The sequence below is a fragment of the Actinomycetes bacterium genome, assembly GCA_036000965.1.
Lineage (GTDB): Bacteria > Actinomycetota > CALGFH01 > CALGFH01 > CALGFH01 > DASYUT01.
In genome coordinates, this window is sequence record DASYUT010000186.1 from 58,219 (window position 1) to 80,839 (window position 22,621).

The following is a 22,621-nucleotide window of genomic DNA, read 5'->3' on the forward strand; positions in this document are numbered from 1 at the left end:
GGCCCGCGGGTCGCGCGTGCAAGATGATGCCGTCGAGGAAAGGCCGTCACCACACCGGGGAGCCAAGGCCAGCCCCCGGACCTGGCCTCGTCAGGAGGATCCTCGTGAAGCTCGCCATCGGGGCCGTCATCACGTTCTTCGCCGTCGCCCTGGCCGGACGGCGCGCCGAGTGGGTCACCCGGCTGATCGGGGTGGGCAAGCCGGCGCCCGAGCGGTTCCAGGGGGCCTGGACCCGGCTGTGGGCCGAGGTCGTCGAGGTCTTCGGCCAGCGCAAGCTGCTCCAGCGGCCCGTGCCCGGGCTCGCCCACTTCTTCACCTTCTGGGGCTTCGTCGTCCTGCTGACCACCATTGCCGAGGCGTACGGCGAGCTGTTCGACGAGCGCTTCGCCCTCCCGCTGGTGGGGCACGCCGCCTGGCTGGGGTTCGCCCAGGACCTGATCGCAGTCGCCGTCCTCGTCAGCCTGGCCGTGTTCGCGGTCATCCGGGTGCGAGAGGCCCCCGCCCGGCGTGAGCGCGCCTCCCGCTTCTACGGGTCCCACACCGGCCAGGCCTGGGTCATCCTCGCCATGATCGCCGCGGTCATTGTCACCCTGCTGGCCTATCGGGGGGCAAGGGCGGCCCGGGGGACCCTGCCCTACGGCGACTGGGCCTTCGCCTCCCAAACGGTCGGCCGGGTGCTCGACGGGCTCTCGCCCACCACCCTGCGCGTGGTCGACGAGGCGTTCCTGCTCGCCCACATCGTGGTCGTGCTCAGCTTCCTGGTGCTGGTGATGTACTCCAAGCACCTGCACATCTTCAGCGCGCCGTTCAACGTGGCGTTCTCGCGCCGGCCCAAGGCCCTCGGGCCGCTGTCGACCCCGGTGATCGACGTCGAGAGCATGAGCGAGGAGGACGTCTTCGGCGTCGGCCGCGTCGAGGACTTCAAGTGGAAGCAACTCCTCGACCTGGCCACCTGCACCGAGTGCGGCCGCTGCCAGGACCAGTGCCCGGCCTGGAACACCGGCAAGCCGCTCTCGCCCAAGATGGTCATCACCGACCTGCGCGACCACCTGTTCGCCAAGGGGCCGTTCCTGCTCGGCGAGGCGTCCGCCGAGGCGCCGGACGGTCACGACCCGGCCGTGCTGGACGCCGAGCTGGTCAAGGACGTGGTCGGCTACGACGTGCTGTGGTCGTGTACCACCTGCGGCGCCTGCGTCGAGCAGTGCCCGGTCGACATCGAGCACGTCGACACCATCCTCGACATGCGCCGGTACGAGGTCCTCATGGAGTCTCGCTTCCCGGCCGAGGCGGGCACCATGCTCCGCAACATCGAGAACTCGGGCGACCCCTGGGGGCTCGGCAGCGGCCAGCGCCTGTCCTGGACCGAGGGGCTGGAGTTCGAGGTGCCCGTCGTGACCGGGAAGATCCCCGACGACGTGGAGTGGCTGTACTGGGTCGGCTGCGCCGGCGCGCTCGAGGACCGGGCCAAGCGAACCACCCGGTCGGTCGCCCGCCTGCTGCACCGCGCCGGGGTCTCGTTCGCCGTGCTCGGCCCGCGCGAGTCGTGCTCGGGCGACCCGGCCCGGCGGCTCGGCAACGAGTACCTCTACCAGATGCAGGCACAGCAGAACATCGAGACCCTCGACCAGGCCGGGGCGCGCAAGGTCGTCGCATCCTGCCCCCACTGCTTCAACTCCATCGCCCGCGAATACCCCGACCTCGGCGGCCGCTACGAGGTGCTGCACCACTCCCAGCTCCTCGGCCGGCTGGTCGAACAGGGCCGGCTGGCCCCGTCGACCCGGGTCGACGCGACCGTCACCTACCACGACCCCTGCTACCTCGGCCGCCACAACGACGTCTACGACGCCCCGCGGGCGGTGCTCGACGCGGTGCCCGGGGTCCGCTCGGTGGAGATGCACCGCTGCCGCGAGCGCGGCTTCTGCTGCGGGGCGGGCGGGGCGCGCATGTGGATGGAGGAGCGCATCGGCAAGCGGGTCAACCTCGAGCGCACCGACGAGGCGCTGGCCACCGGCGCCGACGTGGTCGGCACCGCCTGTCCCTACTGCATGGTGATGCTCGACGACGCGGTCAAGCAGCGCCAGGCCGAGGGGACGGCGGACGGCGTGCGGGTCCTCGACGTCGCCCAGGTCCTCGAGCAGTCTCTGGAGGCGCGGCCCGCGGCCGCGCAGGCGCCCGGCTCCCAACGCCCGGACTAGTCACCGATCTTCCTGCAGGACATCAGCCCCAATGCCAGATGTCACGGCATCTGCGGGGGACGCTACCGCGAGCGGAAGCTCTCCCAGTACCGCGACGGGGTCGGGCCCCGCTGGCCCTGGTACTTCGAGTTCACCCCGCCGGACCCGTAGGGGCGCTCTGCGGGCGTGGTGAGCTGGAAGACCGCGATCTGCCCGATCCGCATCCCCGGGTACAGGGTGATCGGCAGGTTGGCCACGTTGGACAGCTCGAGGGTCACATGCCCCTGGAAGCCGGGGTCCAGGAAGCCGGCCGTCGAGTGGGTCAATAACCCCAATCTACCCAACGACGACTTGCCTTCCAGCCTGGCGGCGAGGTCGTCCGGGATGCCGATGAACTCGTGGGTGGAGCCGAGCACGAACTCGCCCGGGTGGAGGATGAAGGCGTCGTCCGGCTTGACCTCGACCAGCTCGGTGAGGTCGTCCATCGGCTGCTTCACGTCGATGTACGGGTAGCGGGCGTTGTGGAAGACGCGGAAGCGGCTGTCCAGGCGCACGTCGATGCTCGAGGGCTGGATGGCCTCGTCCTCGAGCGGGTCGACCACCAGCCGGCCGGCGGCGATCGCCTCGCGCAGGCTGCGGTCGGACAGGATCACGACACGCCTCCAACGGGTCGGTGGGCAGACGGGCGCATTCTCCCATGCCGCCGCAACGAGCTTCCCCGTTGCCGCAGCTCAGCCAGGCCGGCTAGAATCGCTGCCCTCGCGGGCGTAGTTCAATGGTAGAACACGAGCTTCCCAAGCTCGCAGTGAGGGTTCGATTCCCTTCGCCCGCTCCACCGTTCTGGCTGGTCAGCAACGCACCTGAGGACTCCGCTGAGGCGTTCCGGGAGCTCGCCTCGCTGCTGTTCCGGCTGACCGTAGCTCGTGAGCAGGCCATCTTGGTCCTGGCTCGAGGACCGGCGCCGACAGGGCGGGTGACGCTGCAAGCCGGGTACGAGCCGGCTGCGAGCCTGCTCCCGACCAGTTCGACGTTCCCTGCAGCAGGCCACCGACAGAGTGGCGTGCGGTGCTCGCAGCGAGCGAGCAGACCTTCCAGGAGATCGCACACCGGCCGCTATCGGGCCCCTCGGCGTAGCGGATGGCCGACCCTGCGAACAGACGGCGTGGGAACGCCCGCCGACGGCCACACATGGACGCCTGGCGGGCGTTCAACGCTTCCAGGTCTGGGGGCTACCTTCGGCCGCGCTCCTGCGGCTGTCCTGGGCCACGCGAAGGCGCCCGCAGCCGGCCGCGGCCGTGGCGACCGCCTGCGGCGGCCGTCCTCGGCCGACAGCACCACTGCCGGGTTGCCAGCAAACCGCCGCCCCTAGTCGGAACCGATGGGCGCCAGCACGCCGAGCTGTTGCAGCATCGTCAGGTTGTCGACCTGGTCCCAGTGCTCGACCACCTTCTCATCGCTGATCCGGAAGATATCGATGGCCGAGTAGCGAACCTCTCTCCCAGTGGCTGGGATGCCCAGCAGCGCCGCCTTGTGCGTACCCTGCCAGATCGTACGCACGACCACCTTGTCGCCCTCAGCGATGAGATCCTCGATCGACCCGCGCCAGTCGGGGAAGGCGGTCAGGAGAGGTACGAAGAATTCCTTGTAGGCGGCTCGGCCCGGTGATACCTGCGGATTGTGATCCACATAGTCGTCGGCGTAGTACTCGTCCATCGCGTCAAGATCGTGGGCATTGAAGACTCGCTCGATGACCTCGGCGACCAGCGCCTTGTTGCGTTCGACCGACATCACGCCCTCCTCCTCACAGGACTTGGTCCCGGCCGGGATCTTGACACCCTGCCTGGACGGCGTGCGGCCTGAGACCGTACAGGAACGGTCGCCTCCGACACCTGAAATTAGTCCGTGGCAGGGAACAGCAGCCGCTCCCGAACAACGTCGATGGTTGCGTCGGGGATCTCCGCGAACGCACCCAGCTCCGCCGCGCTGCCGAACCCGCCGAGGCGCTCACGTACTTCGACCACTCGGGCGGCTTCCGCTGGCGAGAGGCCCAGCTGGTTGACCAGGACCTGTTCGGGTACGTGGTTGACGTCGACCAAGCCGCCGTCGTCGAACTGGCGTGGCAGGTCGGGACGGCCGATGCGCAGCTCGCGAGCGAGCGGCGGATCGCCTGCCGCGATGGCGCGGGCCTGCTGGCGCAGCTTGCGGTCGGCGAGGGCGGCGGCCATCGCCGGCTGCAATGCGGGCGGGGAGAAGACCCGACGCCTGATCAGAAACGCGTGCAAGGTGGCGCCGGCAATGAGTGCAAGAACCGCCATCGTGAACAACGCCGCACCCAAGTCGCTTCTGTTGGATGCGTCTCCAAGGGGTCCGAACACCACCACCGTGGCAACGGCATAGCTGGCGGTGACAAGCCACATCCTTCGGTTCTGGAGCTTGACGGCGGCATGCGCGAATGGAAGGCAGGCCAGCAGGCCGAACGACAGCGTGGGGATCAACGCCCACACCACCGGGCCAATCCCTCGACGCTTCTGGGACTGTCTCGGCGAATCCATGTCACCCCGGCACGTCAGGACGTTACCCGAGCCGGGAGTATAGCCCGACGGCCGGGTAGTCTCGATCCCAACGGCTCGAGCCTCATCTTCCCCGTCAACGGGCGACCTGCTCACTGCTGGCCGCATTCGCAGCTCGCCAACGAGGCAGGTGGTCGCGGTGAGGATTCGATTCCCTCGCCCGCTCCACCCGTCATCCCAGGTCGCCGGCCTGTCACGCGCTTCGCCTTCCGCCCGCGCCGGGTGGCGTCGGTCGGGGATGTGTGTCCCGCGCGCTCCATCAGCTCCTCGGCGTCGCCCGAGGGAGTAACAGCAACCGGCCCGCCATCGCTCTTAGCGCAGAGGAGCGGGGTGCCAGGCACGTCTCGGCGAACCGAGGGCCCAGCGTCCCGCTTCATCCGGTCCGTACGGCCTGAGCAAACGGCCGTCTTCGCTGACTGCGGAGCTGATGTCTCTCAAGTTGATCAACCGTCACGACGAGGATGGGCAGGTCGCCGTCCTGGTCGCCGTCGTGCTGGTGGTCCTGCTCGGCTTTGCCGGGCTGGTGGTCGACGTCGGGCTCAACTGGGCCGCCCGGGCCGAGGCCCAGACCGCCGCCGACGCCGCCGCCCTCGCTGGCGCGGCCGACCTCGCCGCGCCAGCCGGCGACCCACTGGGCGTCGCCAAGACCTACCTGGACGCCAACGTTCCCGGCCTGGCCGGAAGCCCGAGCGACCCGGCTTGGGCGACCAACGGCACCGACGGCGACGGTGAGATCACCTGCTACACCCCGCCCGCCAGCCCGGTGCTTGGGACCGGCTGCCCGCAGGGGGCAACCGCCATCCAGGTCATCACCCCACCGATCAGGCAGACCTATGCGTTCGCCGGCCTGTTCGGGGGGGCCCAGCGCACCGACGTGAAGGCGCTGGCAGTGGCCGGCGCCATTCCCACCATTGTCTGCACGCTGTGCGTGCTCAGCCCGACCGCCCAGCCCGCCCTGTTGGCGTCCGGCAGCGGGAACGTCACCATGACCAACGGCAGCGTGGTGGTCAACTCGACCGGGAACCCGGCCGCCAAGGTGAGCGGTAACGGCAGCATCATCGCCACCCTGATCGGCGGTCCAGGAGCGGCCAGCTTCCAGGCGAGCAACTCGCTCAGCTACCAGCCCCCACCGGTCATGCTGCCCGCGGTGCCCGACCCGTTGGCCGGGGTGTCGCCCTGCCCGGACGCTGGCATCCCGAGCCCGTGCCCGGTCACCGGCTCACCCGTCAACCAGAGCGGGCCCGGCATCATCGGCCCGGGCGTCTACGGCGACATTGCCGCCAACACCGGGGTGCTCACGCTCCTGCCTGGCACCTACGTCATCACGCAGCAGATCCATCTCACCGGCTCGGCCGCCCTGGTCGGCAGCGGCGTCACCCTCTACTTCGCCTGCGCGGCCTACCCCACCCCGTGCAGCCCGGGAACCAGCGGGGCCCAGCTGCAGATGTCGAACACGGCCACGCTCTCCCTGTCGGCGCCGACCTCGGGGCCGTTTCGGGGCCTGTCGCTCTTCTCGGATCCCAACAACACGGCCACCTTGGCCCTTACCGGCAAGAGCGGCGACCAGTTCGGCGGCACGATCTACGCCAAGACGGGCACGCTGTCGCTGACCGGCGTGGCGGGGGCGTTCAAGCTTGACTCCCTGATCGTGGTCGGTGAGGTCAGCCTCACCGGTGGCGCCCAGATCACCATAGACTTCAGCGCCGCCGTCAACGCCCTCGAGGGCAACGCCCGGCTGACCAAGTAGCATCCCGGTCTCGTGCTCCGGCCGTCCTATCGGCTGTTGCCCGTCGCGCGCTCGTCGGGCCCCGCTCCGTCGACGGGCCCCGCTCCGTCGACGGGCTCAGCTCTATCGACAACCGTCGACGAGCCCAGCTCCCTCGACAAGTGGAGCACGTGTGAGTAACGCGGGGGAGCCTCCATCGGTTCTCTGGAGTGCGGAGCGGGACGCGCGACGCAGGCGCTGCGGACCGGAGCGCCCGTCCCGCTCCGCACTCCACAGGAAGGCGGTCCGGCTCCGTGCCGGGCCGGCGCCGCCCACGTCACCCTGCCGAGCCGTTCTCCGAGGGGATCGTGGCCGAGCGCCTCGAGTCGCCCGCCTGGACGCATCCGTGCGGAAGGCAGCGCCTGGTCAACGTCACCGCGGTTCTCTTGTGTGGCGGTCGGGCCCGGAGCCATACTGACCCGTCCCGGCACAAGAGGAGTTGCCATGGCAGAGGATCTGCCCGGCCCACCCGAGAGCGGGAGCCGGGACGACCGGCCCGGCGGACCGCCCACCGAGCCGCTGGGCGCCTCCACCCGTCCGACCGAGCCCCAGCCCGCCTACCGCCAGCCGGACGCCTCCCAGCAGCCCCCGGGGTACGGGCCACCAGGGACGGACCCGCGCTACGCCCAGCCATACGGGTATGGGCAGCCGGGCTACGGCTACCCCCCTGGCCCGGAGACCGAAGCGATGGCCACCGCGGCGCTCGTGGTCGCCGTGGTGGGCTTCTTCGTCTGCTTCCCGCTCGGCGGGATCGTGGCCTTGATCCTGGCCAACAGCGCCATGAAGAAGATCGAAGCCTCCGGCGGGCGCCTGACCGGTCTCGAGCAGGCCCGGGCTGCCCGCATCATCGCCATCGTCGAGCTCGTCTTGGCCGCCATCATCGTGGTGGTCATCGTGATCGCGGGAGCGATCGCGGTCAGCGTCTCCAGCAGCTCCGACGAGCCTGTGGGGCCGGTGCCCGCCCCGCCAGGCATCGTCGGTGCCGCCCACCTCCGATGACGGGACGGCCGGAGGGCTGAGCGCCCGCACCCTCCCGTGGCGAGACCGCGGGCGCCTCGCTCCTCTCCTCCGCACGCCGGCCTACGCTCAGCGGGGCGCTCTGGCCCGCGTGGGCGGCCTGCCGTGGTGGCAAGGACCACCACGCCCGCCCGCAGCCAGCTTGGCAGCCGGCCGGCGCAGCCTGCTCGACCCCCGGGGCGGGCCGACCGCGCGCGGTGGGGTGACGGTCCTGGGAGGGCTCTGCTCCGGCAGGCTCCTGGCCTGCAACGGCTCGTCCTCCAGGCCGCTCGCCGGGATTCCCGGCCGCGGCAGCCGCTCGCGCGGTGGTGACCCGGGGTCCGGCTCGCGCGGTGGCGACTCGGGGTCCGGGTCGCGCGGTGGCGACTCAGGGTCCGGCTCACGCGCGGATGCGGGCGGGTCGCGTGATGGCGACTCGCGGTCCGGCTCGTGCGCGGGCGCGGGCGGGTCGCGCGCGGGTGCGGGCGGGTCGCGCCCGGACGGGCGGCACGAGCCGGGCGACCGTCCCTGGAGCCGGCCGAACCGGAGGCGTGCCCGCTGCGCGCAGGGCAGCCCCCGGTGCCCGATCAGGGTGCGCATGACCTCTTCTGGGGCCTCGGCGGCGCCCCCGCGGGCACCGCCGGGGGCAGCGGGACGGTCGGCCGCGGCTCTCGTCTCGACCGGGGCATCCCGGTCGCCACCTGGTCGCGGCATCCGCACGGCGGTCCCCTCCCGCCCGGGCGACGGGCCGGTGTCACCGCGGGCGGGCGGCGTTCCGGCCTCCGTGGAACGGGCCGGGTCGCCAGAGGCCGGGCCGGACGAGACCGCTGGCGCGGGGGGGTCGGCCCGCACCGGGCCGAGCGATCCGAGGGTCAGCTCGACCGGGCGGGTCCGCTGGAACGAGGGGCGGGTCGCTTGGGTGACCAGCTGGGTGCCGGTCAGCATCGTCACCAGCGAGGTGACGACCAGCCCGAGCACGACCGGGGCGCTGCGGCGTGGGAGCACGACGGGATCCCCTACGGCGGTCGGTTCTCAGGGGAGGTGAGGTCCGGAGCGGCTTGTGCGTAGGGTGATCTTCGGCAGGTCGGCCCGCCGCCTTGAGCACCAGATCCCCGCCGCCGCGACACGCTGGCGGCGCTCCGGCGTCACGGCGTCGGACCGGTCCGGCCAAGCCGACCAGGTCCCCGGGGCGATCGATCGGCCGCCCCGGGACGGAGCCGAGCGCTACCCGGCCGAGGACCCGGGCTCCGGGGTGACCGGGGCCGCCGGGCGGGGCCGGCGGATCGCCCGGACGACCAGGAGCACCAGGCCGGCGAGCAGGGCCACCGGGATGAGCCAGACGACGGCCACCAGCGCGGCCGCCCCCATGGCGGTGAGGCCGGAGAGCGCGGTGTGCCACGCCTTGGCGAAGGTGCCCCGGGGCTGCGCGGCGGCCGGGATCGCCCCGGGCTCGGCCAGGTTCAGCACGATCGTCGAGAACGACGACTGGTCCTCGAGGTAGTTCACCTGCCCCTGGAGGCGCTCGATGTTGGACTGCACCTGCTGGAGCTGGTTCTGCACCGCGATGGCGTCCGAGATCGACCGGGCCCGGTCGAGCAGCCGCAGGTAGACCCGCTCCTGGGCTCGCCAGGCGGCGAGCTGGCCTTTGAGGTCGACGTACTGGCCGGTGACGTCCTCGGTGCTCGACTTCTCGCCCCGGTAGGTGCCAAGTCCCTTGAGCTCGCGCAGCGTGCCCTCGAAGGCCGGGACCGGCACCCGGAAGGTGACCTCGCCGCGGGACCGGCCGTCGCTCGGCACCGAGGTCGTCGAGCCGACGTAGATGCCCTTGCGCGCGGCCACGATGTCGGTGGCCCTGGAGATGGCGTCGCCGAGGTCGCCCTTGGCGACCTCGAGCTCGACGGTTGCCGTGCGGACGATCCGGTTGCCGAGGTCGGCAAGGCGGACGGCGCCCGCCGCCCCTGCACCGCCAGGCGCGTTCTTGGTGGGCTCGCCGGGTGGCGCCGGGGCCGCGGCCTCCCTCGACCCGCCCGCCGGGGACGAGGCGGCGTCCGCGGACCCGCCTCCCGCGGCCGGGCTACTCGTATCACCCCCAACCCCACTGCAGCTCGCCACCAGCATCGCCACCAGCACCAGCCCGATCCCCCAGCGGCTCGCCCGCATCCCGGTCCTCCTTGTTCCCACCGTCCCGACACCAGATGGGACGGCGCAAGCGCCAGGATGGTTCCAGCCCCGCGCCGCCGAACGGCACGGGGCGCCGGAGGCGGAGCCGCGATCAGCGCCTGCGCTTTGGGGCGAACTGCCGAACCCCACCGGTAGGCTGCGGTGGTGCGACTCGTCTCCTGGAACGTCAACTCGCTGAAGGCCCGGCTGCCCCGGGTCGAGCAGCTGCTCGCCGAGCACCGGCCCGACGTCCTCTGCCTGCAGGAGACCAAGGCGGCGCCCGAGGCGTTCCCCCACCGCGAGCTCGAGGCCATGGGCTACCAGGCGGTCGACCACAGCGCCGGGCGCTGGGGCGGGGTCGCCGTCGCCGCGCGGGCCGGGCTGGCGGTGACCGGCGCGGTCCAGGGCCTGCCCGGCGAGCCCTGGTCGGAGGAGGCCCGCTGGGTGGAGGCGGAGGTGGGGGGCGTCCGGGTCGCGAGCGTGTACGTGCCCAACGGCCGTGCTGTTGGCAGCGAGCAGTTCGCCGGCAAGCTCGCGTTCCTGGAAGCCCTGCGGGGCCGGGTCGCCGGCCTGGCCTTCGGACCGCTGGTCGTGGCCGGTGACTTCAACGTCGCCCGCACCGACCGGGACGTCTACGACCCGGCCGCGTTCGCCGGCAGCACCCACGTCACGCCGGCCGAGCGGACGCGGCTCGAGGCGGTGCTCGACCTCGGGCTGGTGGACGCCTACCGGCAGGTCGAGCCTGAGGAGCCCGGCTTCACCTGGTGGGACTACCGCGCCGGCGCCTTCCACCGCAACCTCGGGCTGCGCATCGACCTGGTGCTGCTCAGCGCCGAGCCGGCGTCGAGGCTCGCCCGATGCGGCATCGACCGCGCCTACCGCAAGGGCCCGAAGCCGTCGGACCACGCCCCCCTGCTCGTCGACCTGACCGGCTGAGCACGCGGCCAGCGGCTGCCCTTCGACCAGGGCCGGCAGCAGGCCGTCCACCCGGCGACCCGAGGCCGCCCGCCCAGGAGGCGTCCACATCCAGCTCGGACGAGTGCCGGCAGCAGGTCGTTCGCCCGGCGACCCGAGGCCCCAGTGGCCGGCTACCGGGCTGCCGACCCGCCTGCCCGGAAGGGCAGGGCTGGCAGCACCGGCCGGGGCGTGAAAGGCTTCGGTCCTTCCCCCGCGCCGTGCCGCCGACCCTGGAGCTTCACCGTGTCAGGTCCCCAGCCCGTCACGCAGCAGCACACCGGCACGGAGCCCGGCACGGGCCGGCCCCGAGCACGCTGGCGCACCCTCGCCGTCGGCACCGCGTTGCTGCTCGCGGTGGTCGCGGGCTGCTCACCGGACCCCTCGCCGGGCGTGGCGACCGCGACCACCGCCGCCCGGGCGTCCGCGCCGGCGAGCACGGAGCCTCGAGTGGTCACCGGGACGTCCTCCAGCTCCACCCGGCTGGCCGGGGGCGCGGGACCGCGCCAGCCCACCGGCGCTCCGGTCACGCTCGCCTTCGGCGGGGACGTGCACTTCGAGGGCGTGATCGCCACCCGGCTGGCCCGGAACCCGGCCACCGCGATGGGCCCGGTCGCCGCCGTGCTCCGCCAGGCCGACCTCGCCATGGTCAACCTGGAGACCGCGGTGACCACCAGGGGCACCCCGGCCGCCAAGGAGTTCAACTTCCGGGCCCCGCCGTCCGCGTTCACCGCCCTGCGAGCCGCCGGCGTCGACCTGGCCACCATGGCCAACAACCACGGCGAGGACTTCGGGCCGGTCGGGCTGCAGGACTCCCTGGCCGCCGCGGCGGCCGCCCGCTTCCCGGTCGTCGGCATCGGCCGGGACGCCGCCCAGGCGTTCCGGGCCCTCGTGCTCACCGCCCGGGGCCAGCGGATCGCCGTGGTCGGCGCCACCCAGGTCCTGGACTCGAACCTGGCCGCCGCCTGGAGCGCGGGCGACGGCAAGCCCGGGCTCGCCTCTGCCTACCAGGTCGACCGGCTGCTCGCCGCGATACGGGCGGCCAGGCAGGCCGCGGACACGGTGGTCGTGTTCCTCCACTGGGGCCGGGAGCTGTCGAGCTGCCCGATGTCCAGGCAGCGGGCCCTCGCCCCCCGCCTGGTGGCAGCCGGCGCCGACGTCGTCGTGGGCTCCCACGCCCACGTCCTGGCCGGGGCCGGCTTCCTCGACGGCGCCTACGTCAGCTACGGACTCGGGAACTTCGTCTTTCACTCCCGGGGCGGGGTGACGGCCCGCAGCGGCGTGCTCACCCTCACCGTCCGCGGGCGGGCCGTGACCGGCGTCCGCTGGACCCCGGCGCTCCTCTCCGGCGGCGTCCCCATCCCCATGACCGGCGCGGCCGCCCGGCAGGCGCTGGCCTCCTGGCAGGCCCTGCGGGGCTGCACCGGCCTGTCGACTCGTCCGGCCAGCACCGGCTGACCCGCCCCTCAGGGGCCTTGACGGCGCCCTGGGGATGGGAGACGCTGGCCCCAGGCGGCGGTCCAGCGCCCAACCTCTTCCGGCCCACCCCCAGCGGGGCCCTCGAGAGGCAAAGGGGGGAGCACACGGAGACCGCGGCCGTCGCCCGCGTGCTGGCCGAACTCGGCGTCACCCACCCGACCACCGGCGAGCCGCTCAGCGAGCAGCTTCTGCTCGGGATTGGCGGCGGGATCGGGATGGCCTACTTCGTCTTCGAGTACCAGGACTTCACCAGCCTGTACGTAGGTGGGCGGATCAACCCCCACGTCCTCGGGCGGGAACTGGTCGAGACGGTCTTCGAGCGGGTGGGCGCAGCTGCCACGGTCAGGCAGACTGCCAGCCCCAAGGCGGCCGAGCGCCAGCTCCGCCAGGCACTGGACGCCGGGCACGGGGTGGTGGCCACGCTCGACCCTACCGCCCTGCCCTGGTACGGGCTGCCCCCCACCATGGCCGGCATGATGCCCCAGAGCGTGGTCGTGCGGCTCGAGGGGGACGGCCCCGCCGTCGTCGACCTGGCGCCCGGACCCGTGCCGCTCCACTGGGTGGAGCTGGCCACCGCCCGCGCGGGCGTCCGCCCGTCCAAGCACCGCCTGGTCGAGGTCGAGGCGCTGGCGCGGCCGGTCGACCTCGTCCCGGCCATCGCCGCCGGGGTCCGCGACACCTGCCGCGGCATGCTGGAGCCGCCGATGCGCAACTTCGGCGTGCCCGGCCTTGCGAAGTGGGCCGACCTGCTCGTCGACCAGCGCGACAAGAAGGGCTGGCCCACCGTGTTCCCGCCCGGGCCGCGCCTGTACGACGCCCTGACCTGGGTCGTGTACTGGATCGAGGCGTCGGGCACGGGCGGCGGGGCGTTCCGGCGCATGTACGCCGGGTTCCTCGACGAGGCCGCCGGCGCGCTCGGCCGGCCAGAGCTCCACGCGCTGGCCGCCGGGTACCGCGAGCTGGCCGCCGGGTGGACCGCGCTGGCCGGGGCGGCCCTCCCCGACCGGGTCCCCGGCCTCGGGCGAGCACGGCAGCTGCTGGTCCGCAGGCACCGGCTCGTGCAGGAGCGAGGCGCCGAGGCGGCCACCGAGGTGGTCGCGGTGGTCCGCGAGCTCGACGCGCTCGGCCACGAGCTGCGCCGGGACTTCCCGCTCGACGCCGGGGCGGCCCGGGCCCTGCTCGGGGAGCTGGCCGACCGCGTGGCCGGCCTGCGGGCCGGCGAGGAGCGGGCGGCCACGGCCCTGCGGGCGGCCGTTCCTGCCGCACGAGCGGCTGGACCGTGACGGCCCGGGCGCAGGCGCTCGTGGCCGCGGCCAGGCGGATGGCCGAACGGCGCGGGCTGCCGCGGGCCGAAGCCCAGGAGCGCATGGCCACGGTCGCGCCCGCAGGCCGGCAGGGATGACGGCCGAGCGGTTCGACCTCGTCGTGGTCGGGGCCGGGCCGGCCGGCGCGGCGGCGGCCCTGCACTTCAAGCGGCGGCGGCCCGACGCACGCGTGCTCCTGCTCGACAAGGCGGCGTTCCCCCGCGCCAAGGTGTGCGGGGACGCGGTGAGCGCCGAGGGCGTGGACGAGCTCGAGCTGCTCGGCGCGCGCGACGCCGTCCGGGGCTACGCCCCGGTCACCGCGATGCGGGTGCGGTCGGTGAGCGGGTGCGAGGTGACCGGGGCGCCGCCCGGGGCCGCCTTCGTCGTGCCCCGGGAGGTGCTCGACGCCCGGCTGGTTGCGCACGCGGTCGCCGCCGGGGTCGAGCTGCGCCGCCGGCGCGTGCGCGAGCTGGCCCCGAGCGGCGCCGGGGTGCTGGTCGACGGCAGCCTGGCGGCCGTCGTGGTCGGGGCCGACGGGGCCAACTCGGTGACCCGACGGCTCGCCGGCGTGGCGGCCGCCCCGGCCGCGCACACCGCGATCGCGCTGCGCGGCTACGCGACCGCGGCGCACCGGACCGGCGAGCTGTACCTGGCATGGACCGCGGCCGGCCTCACCTATGCCTGGTCGTTCCCGGCCGGTGGCGACCGCGTGAACGCCGGGTTCATCCTGCCGCTGGCCCGGCTGCACGGCGGCAAGGCGGCACTCCGGGCCGAGCTGCGCCGCCACCTGCCCGACCTCGACTGCGACCCGGCCACGCTCAAGGCGCACCACCTGCCCTTGTCGTCGGCCCGCCCCGTGCCCTACCAGGGACGGGTCCTGCTCGTGGGCGACGCCGCCTCGCTGGTCAACCCGCTCACCGGGGAGGGCATCTACTACGGCCTGGCATCGGGCCGGCTCGCCGCCGAGGCGGCCCTCACGGCCCCGGACCGGCCGGGACCCCGCTACGCCGAGCTGCTCCGGGCCGAGCTGGGCCGCCACTTCCGGCACACCGCGCTGCTCGGCCGCCTGGCCGCCTGGCCCCGCTCGACCGACCTGCTGGTCGCCGCGGCGAGCGACCCGGCCGTGCTCCACGACGCCGGCGCCATCGCCTTCGGCAAGGGCGTGGTCACCACTGGCCTTGCCACCCGCATCGCCGCCGGCTGGCTCCGCCAGCGCCTCGGCCGAGCCTGACCATGGAGCAGCTCGGGCCGTTCGTGGCCACCTAGACGGGGAGAGGGATGCCGACACGACCGCCATCGGAGACCATCACCCCGCCAGGCGGGAGCGGGCCGAGCGAGGTGCTCAGCCGGCGCGCCCTCAACCGCGCCACGCTGGAACGCCAGCTGCTGCTGCGCCGCACCAAGCTGCCCGCTGCCGACGCGATCGAGCACCTGGTCGGCATGCAGGCTCAAGCGCCCAACGCACCCTATGTCGGCCTGTGGACCCGCCTGGACCGCTTCCACCCCGACCAGCTGGCCCAGTTGCTCACCGAGCGGCGCGCAGTACGCACCCCGTTGCTGCGCGCGACCATCCATCTGGTCACCACCCGCGACTGCCTGGCACTGCGCCCGCTGCTCCAACCAGTCCTGGAGCGCAGCTTCTCGGCCAGCCCCTTCGCCCGCAACCTCACCGGCGTCGACACCCAGGCGCTCCTCGCCGCCGGCCAAGCGCTGCTGGCCCAGCAGCCGCGCACCCGCGCTGCGCTCGGCCCGCTGCTGGGTGCGCGCTGGCCCGACCACGACCCGGCCTCTCTCGCCTACGCCATCACCTACCTGGTGCCACTCATCCAGGTGCCACCCCGCGGCATCTGGGGCGCCAGCGGGCAGGCCACCTGGACCACCACCCAGGCCTGGCTCAGCCGTGACCTCGAGCCCACCCCTCCGCCGCACGAGCTGGTCATGCGGTATCTGGCCGCGTTCGGCCCGGCCACCGTCAACGACCTGCGGACCTGGTCGGGTCTGACCCGGCTGCGTGAGGTCGCCGAGCGGCTGCGGCCACGGCTGCGCAGCTTCCGTGACGAGCATGGCAACGAGCTGCTCGACCTGCCCGACGCGCCGCGGCCCGACCCCGACACCCCGGCCCCGCCGCGCTTCCTGCCCGAGTACGACAACGTGCTGCTGTCGCACGCCGACCGCAGCCGCATCATCTCCGACGACCACCGCCGCGTGCCGCTGTTCGCCGGCAACGGCGGGGTCCTCGGCACCGTGCTCGTCGACGGCTTCCTCCGCGGGACCTGGAGGATCACCCGGCACCAAGCCACCGCCACCCTGCGCATCAAGCCCTTCGAACCACTGCCCACGCCAGACCGCACCACCCTGGCCGAGGAAGGCGCCCGGCTGCTCAGCTTCGCCGCCACCGACGCCGACACCCACGACATCCAGCTCGTCTCGTCCGGATGAACCGGCCAGCGCCCACCCGGTGGCCGTCGTCATGGCTTCTCCTTCCCAGCCCTGGCTCGGCTACGGGCGCTGAGTTCCCAGCCCTGGCTCGGCTGCGGGCGCTGGGGCGTAGGTCGACGCGGCGCAGCAGTTGGGCGTTGAGGGCGACCACGATGGTGGACGCGCTCATCAGCACCGCACCGACCGCGGGGGCCAGGGTGATGCCGGCCGGGGCGAGCACCCCGGCCGCGACCGGCACGGCGACCAGGTTGTAGCCGGTCGCCCAGGCGAGGTTCTGCTGCATCTTGCGGTAGCTCGCCTGCGACAGGCGGATGACGGCGACGACCCCGCGAGGGTCGTCGCTGGCCAGGACGACGCCGGCCGACTCGATGGCCACGTCGGTGCCGGCCCCGATGGCGATGCCGACGTCGGCGCGGGCCAGCGCAGGGGCGTCGTTGACCCCGTCGCCGACCATCGCGACCTTCAGGCCGCGGCGCTGCAGGTCGGCCACGATGGCGTCCTTGTCCTCGGGGAGGACCTCGGCGAAGACCTCGTCGACGCCCAGCACGGCGGCGACCGCGTCGGCGACCTGGCGGGCGTCCCCGGTGATCATGACCACCCGCTTGCCGAGCCGGTGCAGCTCGTCAACGGCCTGGCGGGACTCGGGCCGGATCTCGTCCTCCAGCGCCAGCGCCCCGACGACCTTGTCATCGCGGACCACGTACAGCACGGCAGCGCCGCGCCGCTTCCAGGCATGGACCTGCTCGGTGACCGCGTCGGGCTCGGCAGCGCCGAGCTCGCGCAGCAGCGCCGGCCCACCCACCGCCACCGTGGCTCCATCGACCCGGGCGATGACGCCCCGGCCGGTGATGGAGCGGAAGTCGCGTGCAGGAGCCAGCTCGCCGCGGGCGCGGGCGGCGGCCACGATCGCCCGGGCCAGCGGATGCTCGCTGTCGGCCCCCACCCCGCCGGCCAGCCGCAGCAGGGCGTCCTCGTCGCCGTCGACGGCGACCACCCCGGTGAGGATCGGCTCGCCCTTGGTCAGGGTGCCGGTCTTGTCGAACAGGACCGCGCCGACGGTGCGCATCCGCTCCAGCGCTAGCCGGTCTTTGACCAGGATGCCGTTACGGGCCGCCAGGGCGGTCGAGGTGGAGATGACCAGCGGGATGGCCAGGCCGAGGGCGTGCGGGCAGGCGATCACCAGCACCGTGACCGTGCGCTCGACGGCCTGGCCGGGCTCGCCCAAGGCCAGCCAGACCACGAAGGTGATCAGCCCAACGCTCACAGCGAACCAGAACAGCCAGGCGGCGGCCCGGTCGGCGAGCGCCTAGGCGCGGGAGCGAGACGCCTGGGCCTGCTCGACCAGCCCGGCGGATGCCGGCCAACGTGGTCTGCTCGCCGACCGCGGTGACCCGGACCCGGATCGCCGAGTCGACGGCGACTGTGCCCGCGACCACGCGGTCGCCGGGCCGCTTGGGCACCGGGCGAGACTCGCCGGTGACCATCGACTCGTCCAGTTCGACGGAACCGTCGACGATGACGCCGTCGGCCGGCACCCGGCCGCCCGGGCGGACCAGCACCACGTCGCCCACGGTCAGCTGGGCGATGGGCACGGTCTCCGTACCGCCGTCGGTGACCCGCTCGGCCTCGTCGGGCAGCAGGGTGGCCAGGGCGTCCAGCGCGCTGGAGGCCTGACCGAGGGCACGCATCTCCAACCAGTGGCCGAGCAGCATGATCACGATCAGCAGGGCCAGCTCCCACCAGAAGTCGAGGTCGAACAGGCCCAGTGCGGTGGCGGCGCTGGCCACGAAAGCGACGGTGATGGCCAGCGAGATGAGCAGCATCATGCCCGGCTGCGCTGCTCGCGCCTCCGAGATCCCACCCCGCAGGAACGGCCAGCCGCCGTAGAGGAACACGATCGTGCCGAGCACCGGCGCGACCCAGCCGGATCCTGGGAACTGCGGAGGGGTGAACCCCAGCCACTCCTGCACCATCTCCGAGTAGACGACCACTGGGACCGAGAGGGCCAGGCTGAGCCAGAACCGGTCCCGGAACTGGGCGGCGTGATCGCCGTGCCCGCCGTGCCCACTGTGCCCGCCGTGCCCACTGTGGTCGCCATGCCCACTGTGGTCGGCATGCGCAGTGCGGCCGGCATGCGCAGTGCGGTCGGGCTCGGCGTGCTCGCGGTGCTCGTTGGGGGACAGCTGGTCGGTCGGGGGCTGCAGCTCGGTGGGCTGTGTGCGATGCCTGTCGTGGGTGCCCATGCTCATTCCTCGTTGGCTCTCCGACGCCTGGCGTTGGATCAGGCGTGCACCAGGCGCGCGACCGCTTCGGCCGCCTCGGTGACGATGGTCTCGGCCTGTGGGCCGTTGCTGGCGACGCCGTCGCGGACGCAGTGACGCAGGTGATCGTCGAGCAACTCCACGGCGACCCTCGTAGGCGCCTTGTCCACCGCGCTGGTCTGGGTCAGCGCATTGCGCCCCTCCCTGATGCATCTTCCGGTGATGCATCTTCCGGTCGGACAGGCCATTACTCTACGCCGACTACTCTACGCCCCTAGGGTATGCAAGCCTGGCGCGCAAGCCGTGTCCACGCTCATGAGCTTCTCCTCCTCATGTGCGGTTACAGAGGCCCTCACCAGACGCCGCCGTTCCGCCAGTCGCAGACCAACGGGGCGGCCAGGTCGAGGTCGCCTGTGGCGGGGGTCCGCAGCACCATCACGCTGTCGTCGTCATCGGCGGTACGAACAGGGCCGAGCGTGGATGCGACGAAGGTCGGCCCTCGCCAACGCTCCCAGCCGAGCCGCTCATAGAAGCCTGGGATGGCGGTCCCGTCCGAGAGGGCTCCCAGCTGGTAGTGCTCAAGGATGATCCGGTCGGCGTCCCGGAGCACCAGCGTGGCAAGGCCTTGCCGGCGGCGGTCACGCCGGCTGGCGACACCTTCCACGTAGCCGGTCTGCAGTGGGCGACCTCCGGCGGCAAGCGTCCGGTCCACCACCGCCGCATGCGCCACCACCTCGCGCTCCTCGAGCGCAAGCACGTGGAGCCCGCCCAGGGTGTGGTGCCAGTCGTCGGCGGTGAAGCGACCCTCGAACGCCTGGTCCAGCAGTCGGCGCACGGCCTGCAGTTCCGCCCTGGGAAGGTCCGCTGAGGCAACCCTCTGCAGTTGCACCATGCCCAGAGGATGGCGCGAGGAGCCTGCGACCGCCAGCGGCGTTCCCCGGGTCGCCCGACCCAGGCGTTGCACCACCCCGGGCGAACCCGGGCGTGCCGAGCCGTGCTTGTCGCCCGGCAATGCCGGCGTCGCGGGCGAGCAGCCCGGCCTGGGTGCGGTTCGCGCAACCGAGCTTGTCGAGCACCCGGGACACATACCCCTGGTCGGCGTCGAAGGTCGTCAGCGCGACCACCGCTGGCGGGTCGGCAAGCAGTGTCAACTGCCGCCTGACCCGAGTAGCGCAGCAGCCGTGTCGGGTCGATGGTGTTGACTGTGCCCGGCACGCCCTGCAGCCGCGCACGTGCCGGGGGTCAATCCGAGAGGAGCAGCCATGAGCATCACATTTCCCGGGGAGTCGGTGGACTACCGGGCGGCGCGCGACCGGCTGCTCGAGAAGGAGATCGAGCTGCGCCGCGCCACCGAGGCGGTGGCTGCCGCCAGGCGTGAGCTCCCACCTGGCGGGGTCGTCCCCGAGGACTACATCTTCCAGCGGGAGGGTGCAAACGGCACCCCGACCGACGTGCGGCTGTCCGAGCTGTTTACGCCCGGCAAGGACTCGCTCCTGATCTACACCTTCATGTTCCCGCGCGACCCCGGCGATGAGCGGCCGGGACCCCAAGCCGGCCACACGGCGCTCCTGCCGCTCGCGGAGGGCCCGTGCCCGTCGTGCACCGCGTTCCTGGATCAGCTCGACGGCGCGGCCGAGCACGCAAGCCAGCGCGTCAACCTCGCGGTGGTCGCCAAGTCCCCGCTGCCGCGCATCGTCACCTTCGCCAAGGAGCGCGGCTGGCGGCGGCTGCGGCTGGTGTCCTCGGCCAACACCACCTACAACCGCGACTACCACGGCGAGACCGCCGAGGGATCGCAGCGGCCGATGCTGAACGTGTTCCACCGCGACGGCGAGACGATCCGCCACGTCTGGGGCGCAGAGCTCTTCTACGCGCCGACCGACCCCGGACAAGACCCCCGCCACGTGGGCACGCTTGAGCCGCTCTGGAACCTGTTTGACCTCACCCCCGAAGGACGACCAACCGACTGGGATGAGCAGCTGAGCTACCCCGGCAGCCAGTAACCGCGAAGCCCCGCCAACCTGGCGTCTAGCGTCTCGGGGCTTGCGCTCCTGGGCATGCCTACTGGGCATGCCCACATGGCACTTGGTGGTGCGCTTCGTACCGCGCCCCGAGACGGGCTGCGCCCACCGCAAACGCGGACCTAGCTGGTCTTCCCCGCCGTCGGTTCGGCCGGCTGGTAGGTCGCGATCACCACACCGGTGGTCGTCGTCTTGGTGTCGACGAGCCGGAGAGCGGCGAATGCACCGCCGTCGGTGAACAGACGGCGCCCCGATCCCAGAACCAGCGGGTGGATCAGGAGCAGGTACTCGTCGACGAGGTTGCGCCGCATCAGCGACTGGACCAGCGCTCCGCTGCCAAGGACCACGAGATCCTTGCCCGGCTGCTCCTTGAGCCTGGCCACGGCCTCCGCGGCGTCGCCCTTGAGGAGCGTGGAGTTGCTCCACGAGAGCGGCTCCTCCAGCGTCGTCGACGCAACATACTTCTGGCGGTCGTTCAGCACCGCGGTGAAGGGGTTGTCGGTCTGGTTGGGCCAGAAGGCAGCGAAGTCCTCGTAGGTCCGTCGCCCGAGCAGCAGGGACCCGCCCTTGGCAATTCCTTCTGCCATCACGCGGCCCATGACCGAATCGCCGTAGGGCGGCTCCCAGCCGCCGTGCTCGAAGCCGCCGCGGAGGTCCTCGTCGGGGCGGCCCGGTGCCTGCATCACGCCGTCGAGCGTCAGGTGCGTGTTCACAACGACTTTGCTCATTTGAAGTTCCTCCCTTGACGTACCGTCGGCACCGTACCGGCTTCTCACCCTCTATACGAACGGCTTCCAACCGGATCGACATGGGACACGGCCGCGCCGACCACCAGCACCGGGGTGTGCTCCTCCGGCTCCACCATCAGCACGCCCCAAGATCAGCGTCTACCCTCATCTGCGGAGGGAGCTGAGCCTACGAACGAGAGGGGACCGGCACTAGGAGCGTGGTGCCCAATGGGAGCGTGGTGCCCAATGGGCCTCAGCAGCTGGAAGGACGAACGCTTTGAGTGAAACTAGCAGCTCAGGTAGCATGTGGATTGTCACCAACAGTGAGATTTCCCAAAAGACACCACGCTCCCAGAGAGGCTTCGCCTCGGACCGCCCAGACGGGTGACTGAGCTGGTCCTTTCCTGGCTGCGGCCGCATCCTCTGGTCCATAGCCGTCGGTGTGGAGGTGCGCGGTCATGGGCGAGCGCGTGGTGACGGTCAACGATGTGCTGGACGGGCACACTGTGCTGGACATCTCGTGCCTGGACCGGCTCTGCCTGTCCGCGTTCGTCCAGAAGCTGCAGACCCCTGGCGGGGTCGTGTTCTTCCTGCACGAGCACCGTGGCATGCCGGTCGCGTCGCCGGCGGTGTTCGAGCAGACCGGTGCCCGGTTCCGCGATGGCATGCGGCGCTTTGCCGAGGACAACCACATCCCGGTGGTGCGGTTCCGGCGCGACGACCGCAAGATCGGTGTGATGCGGCCCCATCTGGGTCGGGCGGCCAGGACCGGCCGTTCGCAGGTCGCCGCGGTCGGGGTGGCCCAGGAGTTCCAGGTGGTGTGGACCGCCCGCAGGCGCGACACCGACCCGGCCAGGCCTCCGCAGTGCTCCTTCACCAAGCAGCAGCGGCGGGTCACGGTCTTCTACGTGTACGTGTGGGACGACGACTCCGGCCCCGCGGTCATCAAGGTCTGCTCCTGGTTCCCCTACCCGGTCAAGGTATGGGTCAACGGCCATGAATGGGCCAAACGGCAGGCGGCCAAGGCCGGGATCGGGTTCGCCGAGCTGTCCAGCGGCTTCGCCTCGGCCGACGACCCCGCCGCCCTGCAAACGATCTGCGACCGTCTCGGCCCCGGCACCATCCGGGTGTTCTTCGAACGGTGGGCCTCGCGGCTGCCGCTGCCGCTTTCCACCGCTGACCGCGACGGCGGGTTCTGGTGGGACCTGACCATGCGCCAGGTCGAAACCTCCCGCACCATCGTGTTCGACGCCCCCCGCCACGCCCGGTCCTTCTTCGAAGCCCTGGTCGCCGACAACCTCGACCTGGGCCGGCCGGACACCGTCGAACTGGTCTTCGACCGGCGCATCGTCACCGGCCCCAAACGCGCCACCCCAGGAGTGTTCAAAACCAAGGTCGTCACCCGTGGCGTGGACGTCACCGTCAACGCCTTCTACCGGCACTCCCGCCTCAAGCAGTACCTCAAAGACGGCCGGGCGCTGCGCATCGAGACCGTCATCAACTCACCCACCGACCTGCGGGTCAACCGCCGCCTGGTCCACCTCGACGAACTGCAGGGCAAGGCCCGTGCGATCAACGCCCGGCTGTTGGATGCTGAGCGGGTCGGTCAGGGCTGTGTCCTCGCGAGCCCAGCCTTTGCGCGGGTCGCGCACCCCACCGTCGAGGAGGGCAGGAGGGCCCCGGCCCTACGGTTCGGCGACCCTCGGGTCATGGCCCTGGCTGTTGCCCGTCGTTCGGCGTGAGCGGGTTGGCGTCGTTGCTGGTGAGCGG

At 72.4% G+C, this 22,621-nt stretch carries 19 protein-coding genes, 1 tRNA gene and 1 pseudogene; 12 read left to right on the top strand and 9 right to left on the bottom strand.

Going from position 1 to position 22,621, the window contains the following annotated elements:
* Window positions 1–98: 98 nt before the first annotated feature.
* A complete protein-coding gene (locus tag VG276_17335) occupies window positions 99–2,195 on the top strand; it encodes a (Fe-S)-binding protein (protein HEV8651097.1) in 2,097 nt (698 codons plus the stop codon).
* A 62-nt stretch (window positions 2,196–2,257) separates the two neighbouring features.
* On the opposite strand, the gene dcd is transcribed toward VG276_17335, so the two are convergent.
* Complete coding sequence (dcd, locus tag VG276_17340) at window positions 2,258–2,827, bottom strand: dCTP deaminase (protein ID HEV8651098.1); 570 nt, start codon at window positions 2,825–2,827, stop codon at window positions 2,258–2,260.
* Between the two features lie 108 nt (window positions 2,828–2,935).
* Between dcd and VG276_17345 the strand changes: the two genes are divergently transcribed.
* Window positions 2,936–3,009: transfer RNA gene (locus tag VG276_17345), tRNA-Gly, on the top strand.
* A gap of 530 nt (window positions 3,010–3,539) precedes the next feature.
* Here VG276_17345 and VG276_17350 read toward each other — a convergent pair.
* Both VG276_17350 and VG276_17355 read right to left on the bottom strand, forming a co-directional pair.
* On the bottom strand, window positions 3,540–3,962 hold the full coding sequence (locus tag VG276_17350; protein ID HEV8651099.1) for an ester cyclase: 423 nt from the start codon (window positions 3,960–3,962) through the stop codon (window positions 3,540–3,542).
* A 107-nt stretch (window positions 3,963–4,069) separates the two neighbouring features.
* A complete protein-coding gene (locus VG276_17355) occupies window positions 4,070–4,681 on the bottom strand; it encodes a helix-hairpin-helix domain-containing protein (protein ID HEV8651100.1) in 612 nt (203 codons plus the stop codon).
* A 490-nt stretch (window positions 4,682–5,171) separates the two neighbouring features.
* Between VG276_17355 and VG276_17360 the strand changes: the two genes are divergently transcribed.
* A complete protein-coding gene (locus VG276_17360; GenBank protein ID HEV8651101.1) occupies window positions 5,172–6,491 on the top strand; it encodes a pilus assembly protein TadG-related protein in 1,320 nt (439 codons plus the stop codon).
* 462 nt (window positions 6,492–6,953) lie between these two features.
* Window positions 6,954–7,508 (top strand): hypothetical protein, encoded by a 555-nt coding sequence (locus tag VG276_17365; GenBank protein ID HEV8651102.1) that lies wholly within the window; start codon window positions 6,954–6,956, stop codon window positions 7,506–7,508.
* A gap of 87 nt (window positions 7,509–7,595) precedes the next feature.
* On the opposite strand, the gene VG276_17370 is transcribed toward VG276_17365, so the two are convergent.
* Entirely contained in the window at window positions 7,596–8,510 is a 915-nt protein-coding gene (locus VG276_17370; GenBank protein HEV8651103.1) for a hypothetical protein, read from the bottom strand.
* A gap of 219 nt (window positions 8,511–8,729) precedes the next feature.
* Window positions 8,730–9,665, bottom strand: coding sequence for a DUF4349 domain-containing protein (locus VG276_17375; GenBank protein ID HEV8651104.1), 936 nt, complete (start codon window positions 9,663–9,665; stop codon window positions 8,730–8,732).
* A 165-nt stretch (window positions 9,666–9,830) separates the two neighbouring features.
* Here VG276_17375 and VG276_17380 point away from each other — a divergent pair, with 165 nt between their 5' ends.
* The 6 genes from VG276_17380 (at window position 9,831) to VG276_17405 (ending at window position 15,841) form a co-directional block, all read left to right on the top strand.
* Complete coding sequence (locus VG276_17380) at window positions 9,831–10,601, top strand: exodeoxyribonuclease III (GenBank protein HEV8651105.1); 771 nt, start codon at window positions 9,831–9,833, stop codon at window positions 10,599–10,601.
* A 264-nt stretch (window positions 10,602–10,865) separates the two neighbouring features.
* The gene (locus VG276_17385; protein ID HEV8651106.1) at window positions 10,866–12,077 is read left to right on the top strand and encodes a CapA family protein; all 1,212 of its coding nucleotides are present in this window, start codon (window positions 10,866–10,868) and stop codon (window positions 12,075–12,077) included.
* Window positions 12,078–12,094: 17 nt separating this feature from the next.
* Window positions 12,095–13,381 (top strand): DUF4872 domain-containing protein, encoded by a 1,287-nt coding sequence (locus VG276_17390; GenBank protein HEV8651107.1) that lies wholly within the window; start codon window positions 12,095–12,097, stop codon window positions 13,379–13,381.
* On the top strand, window positions 13,378–13,500 hold the full coding sequence (locus VG276_17395) for a hypothetical protein (GenBank protein ID HEV8651108.1): 123 nt from the start codon (window positions 13,378–13,380) through the stop codon (window positions 13,498–13,500). Before VG276_17390 ends, VG276_17395 begins: the two co-directional genes overlap by 4 nt.
* The gene (locus tag VG276_17400; GenBank protein HEV8651109.1) at window positions 13,497–14,633 is read left to right on the top strand and encodes an NAD(P)/FAD-dependent oxidoreductase; all 1,137 of its coding nucleotides are present in this window, start codon (window positions 13,497–13,499) and stop codon (window positions 14,631–14,633) included. The genes VG276_17395 and VG276_17400 overlap by 4 nt, the downstream gene beginning before the upstream one ends.
* Before the next feature lie 47 nt (window positions 14,634–14,680).
* On the top strand, window positions 14,681–15,841 hold the full coding sequence (locus VG276_17405; protein HEV8651110.1) for a winged helix DNA-binding domain-containing protein: 1,161 nt from the start codon (window positions 14,681–14,683) through the stop codon (window positions 15,839–15,841).
* Between the two features lie 100 nt (window positions 15,842–15,941).
* On the opposite strand, the pseudogene VG276_17410 reads toward VG276_17405, so the two are convergent.
* From VG276_17410 to VG276_17420, 3 genes and pseudogenes are all read right to left on the bottom strand, one after another.
* Window positions 15,942–18,084, bottom strand: a pseudogene (locus VG276_17410) (heavy metal translocating P-type ATPase).
* A gap of 38 nt (window positions 18,085–18,122) precedes the next feature.
* Window positions 18,123–18,350 carry a metal-sensing transcriptional repressor gene (locus VG276_17415; GenBank protein HEV8651111.1) on the bottom strand — a complete coding sequence of 76 codons (228 nt, stop codon included), beginning with the start codon at window positions 18,348–18,350 and terminating at the stop codon, window positions 18,123–18,125.
* Window positions 18,351–18,454: 104 nt separating this feature from the next.
* A complete protein-coding gene (locus VG276_17420; protein HEV8651112.1) occupies window positions 18,455–19,189 on the bottom strand; it encodes a GNAT family N-acetyltransferase in 735 nt (244 codons plus the stop codon).
* A gap of 175 nt (window positions 19,190–19,364) precedes the next feature.
* Between VG276_17420 and VG276_17425 the strand changes: the two genes are divergently transcribed.
* Window positions 19,365–20,105: a DUF899 family protein gene (locus tag VG276_17425; protein HEV8651113.1), complete on the top strand. Its 741-nt coding sequence runs from the start codon at window positions 19,365–19,367 to the stop codon at window positions 20,103–20,105.
* Between the two features lie 140 nt (window positions 20,106–20,245).
* On the opposite strand, the gene VG276_17430 is transcribed toward VG276_17425, so the two are convergent.
* Window positions 20,246–20,851, bottom strand: coding sequence for a dihydrofolate reductase family protein (locus VG276_17430; protein ID HEV8651114.1), 606 nt, complete (start codon window positions 20,849–20,851; stop codon window positions 20,246–20,248).
* 458 nt (window positions 20,852–21,309) lie between these two features.
* On the opposite strand from VG276_17430, the gene VG276_17435 reads away from it, so the two are divergent.
* A complete protein-coding gene (locus tag VG276_17435) occupies window positions 21,310–22,593 on the top strand; it encodes a hypothetical protein (protein ID HEV8651115.1) in 1,284 nt (427 codons plus the stop codon).
* Window positions 22,594–22,621 lie beyond the last annotated feature (28 nt).

Coding starts and splice junctions, on each gene's coding strand:
- VG276_17350 (HEV8651099.1), bottom strand. CDS start 3,962: ATGTCGGTCGAACGCAACAAGGCGCTGGTCGCCGAGGTCATCGAGCGA.
- VG276_17360 (HEV8651101.1), top strand. CDS start 5,172: ATGTCTCTCAAGTTGATCAACCGTCACGACGAGGATGGGCAGGTCGCC.
- VG276_17365 (HEV8651102.1), top strand. CDS start 6,954: ATGGCAGAGGATCTGCCCGGCCCACCCGAGAGCGGGAGCCGGGACGAC.
- VG276_17375 (HEV8651104.1), bottom strand. CDS start 9,665: ATGCGGGCGAGCCGCTGGGGGATCGGGCTGGTGCTGGTGGCGATGCTG.
- VG276_17400 (HEV8651109.1), top strand. CDS start 13,497: ATGACGGCCGAGCGGTTCGACCTCGTCGTGGTCGGGGCCGGGCCGGCC.
- VG276_17405 (HEV8651110.1), top strand. CDS start 14,681: ATGCCGACACGACCGCCATCGGAGACCATCACCCCGCCAGGCGGGAGC.
- VG276_17415 (HEV8651111.1), bottom strand. CDS start 18,350: ATGGCCTGTCCGACCGGAAGATGCATCACCGGAAGATGCATCAGGGAG.
- VG276_17420 (HEV8651112.1), bottom strand. CDS start 19,189: ATGTGTCCCGGGTGCTCGACAAGCTCGGTTGCGCGAACCGCACCCAGG.
- VG276_17425 (HEV8651113.1), top strand. CDS start 19,365: ATGAGCATCACATTTCCCGGGGAGTCGGTGGACTACCGGGCGGCGCGC.
- VG276_17430 (HEV8651114.1), bottom strand. CDS start 20,851: ATGAGCAAAGTCGTTGTGAACACGCACCTGACGCTCGACGGCGTGATG.
- VG276_17435 (HEV8651115.1), top strand. CDS start 21,310: ATGGGCGAGCGCGTGGTGACGGTCAACGATGTGCTGGACGGGCACACT.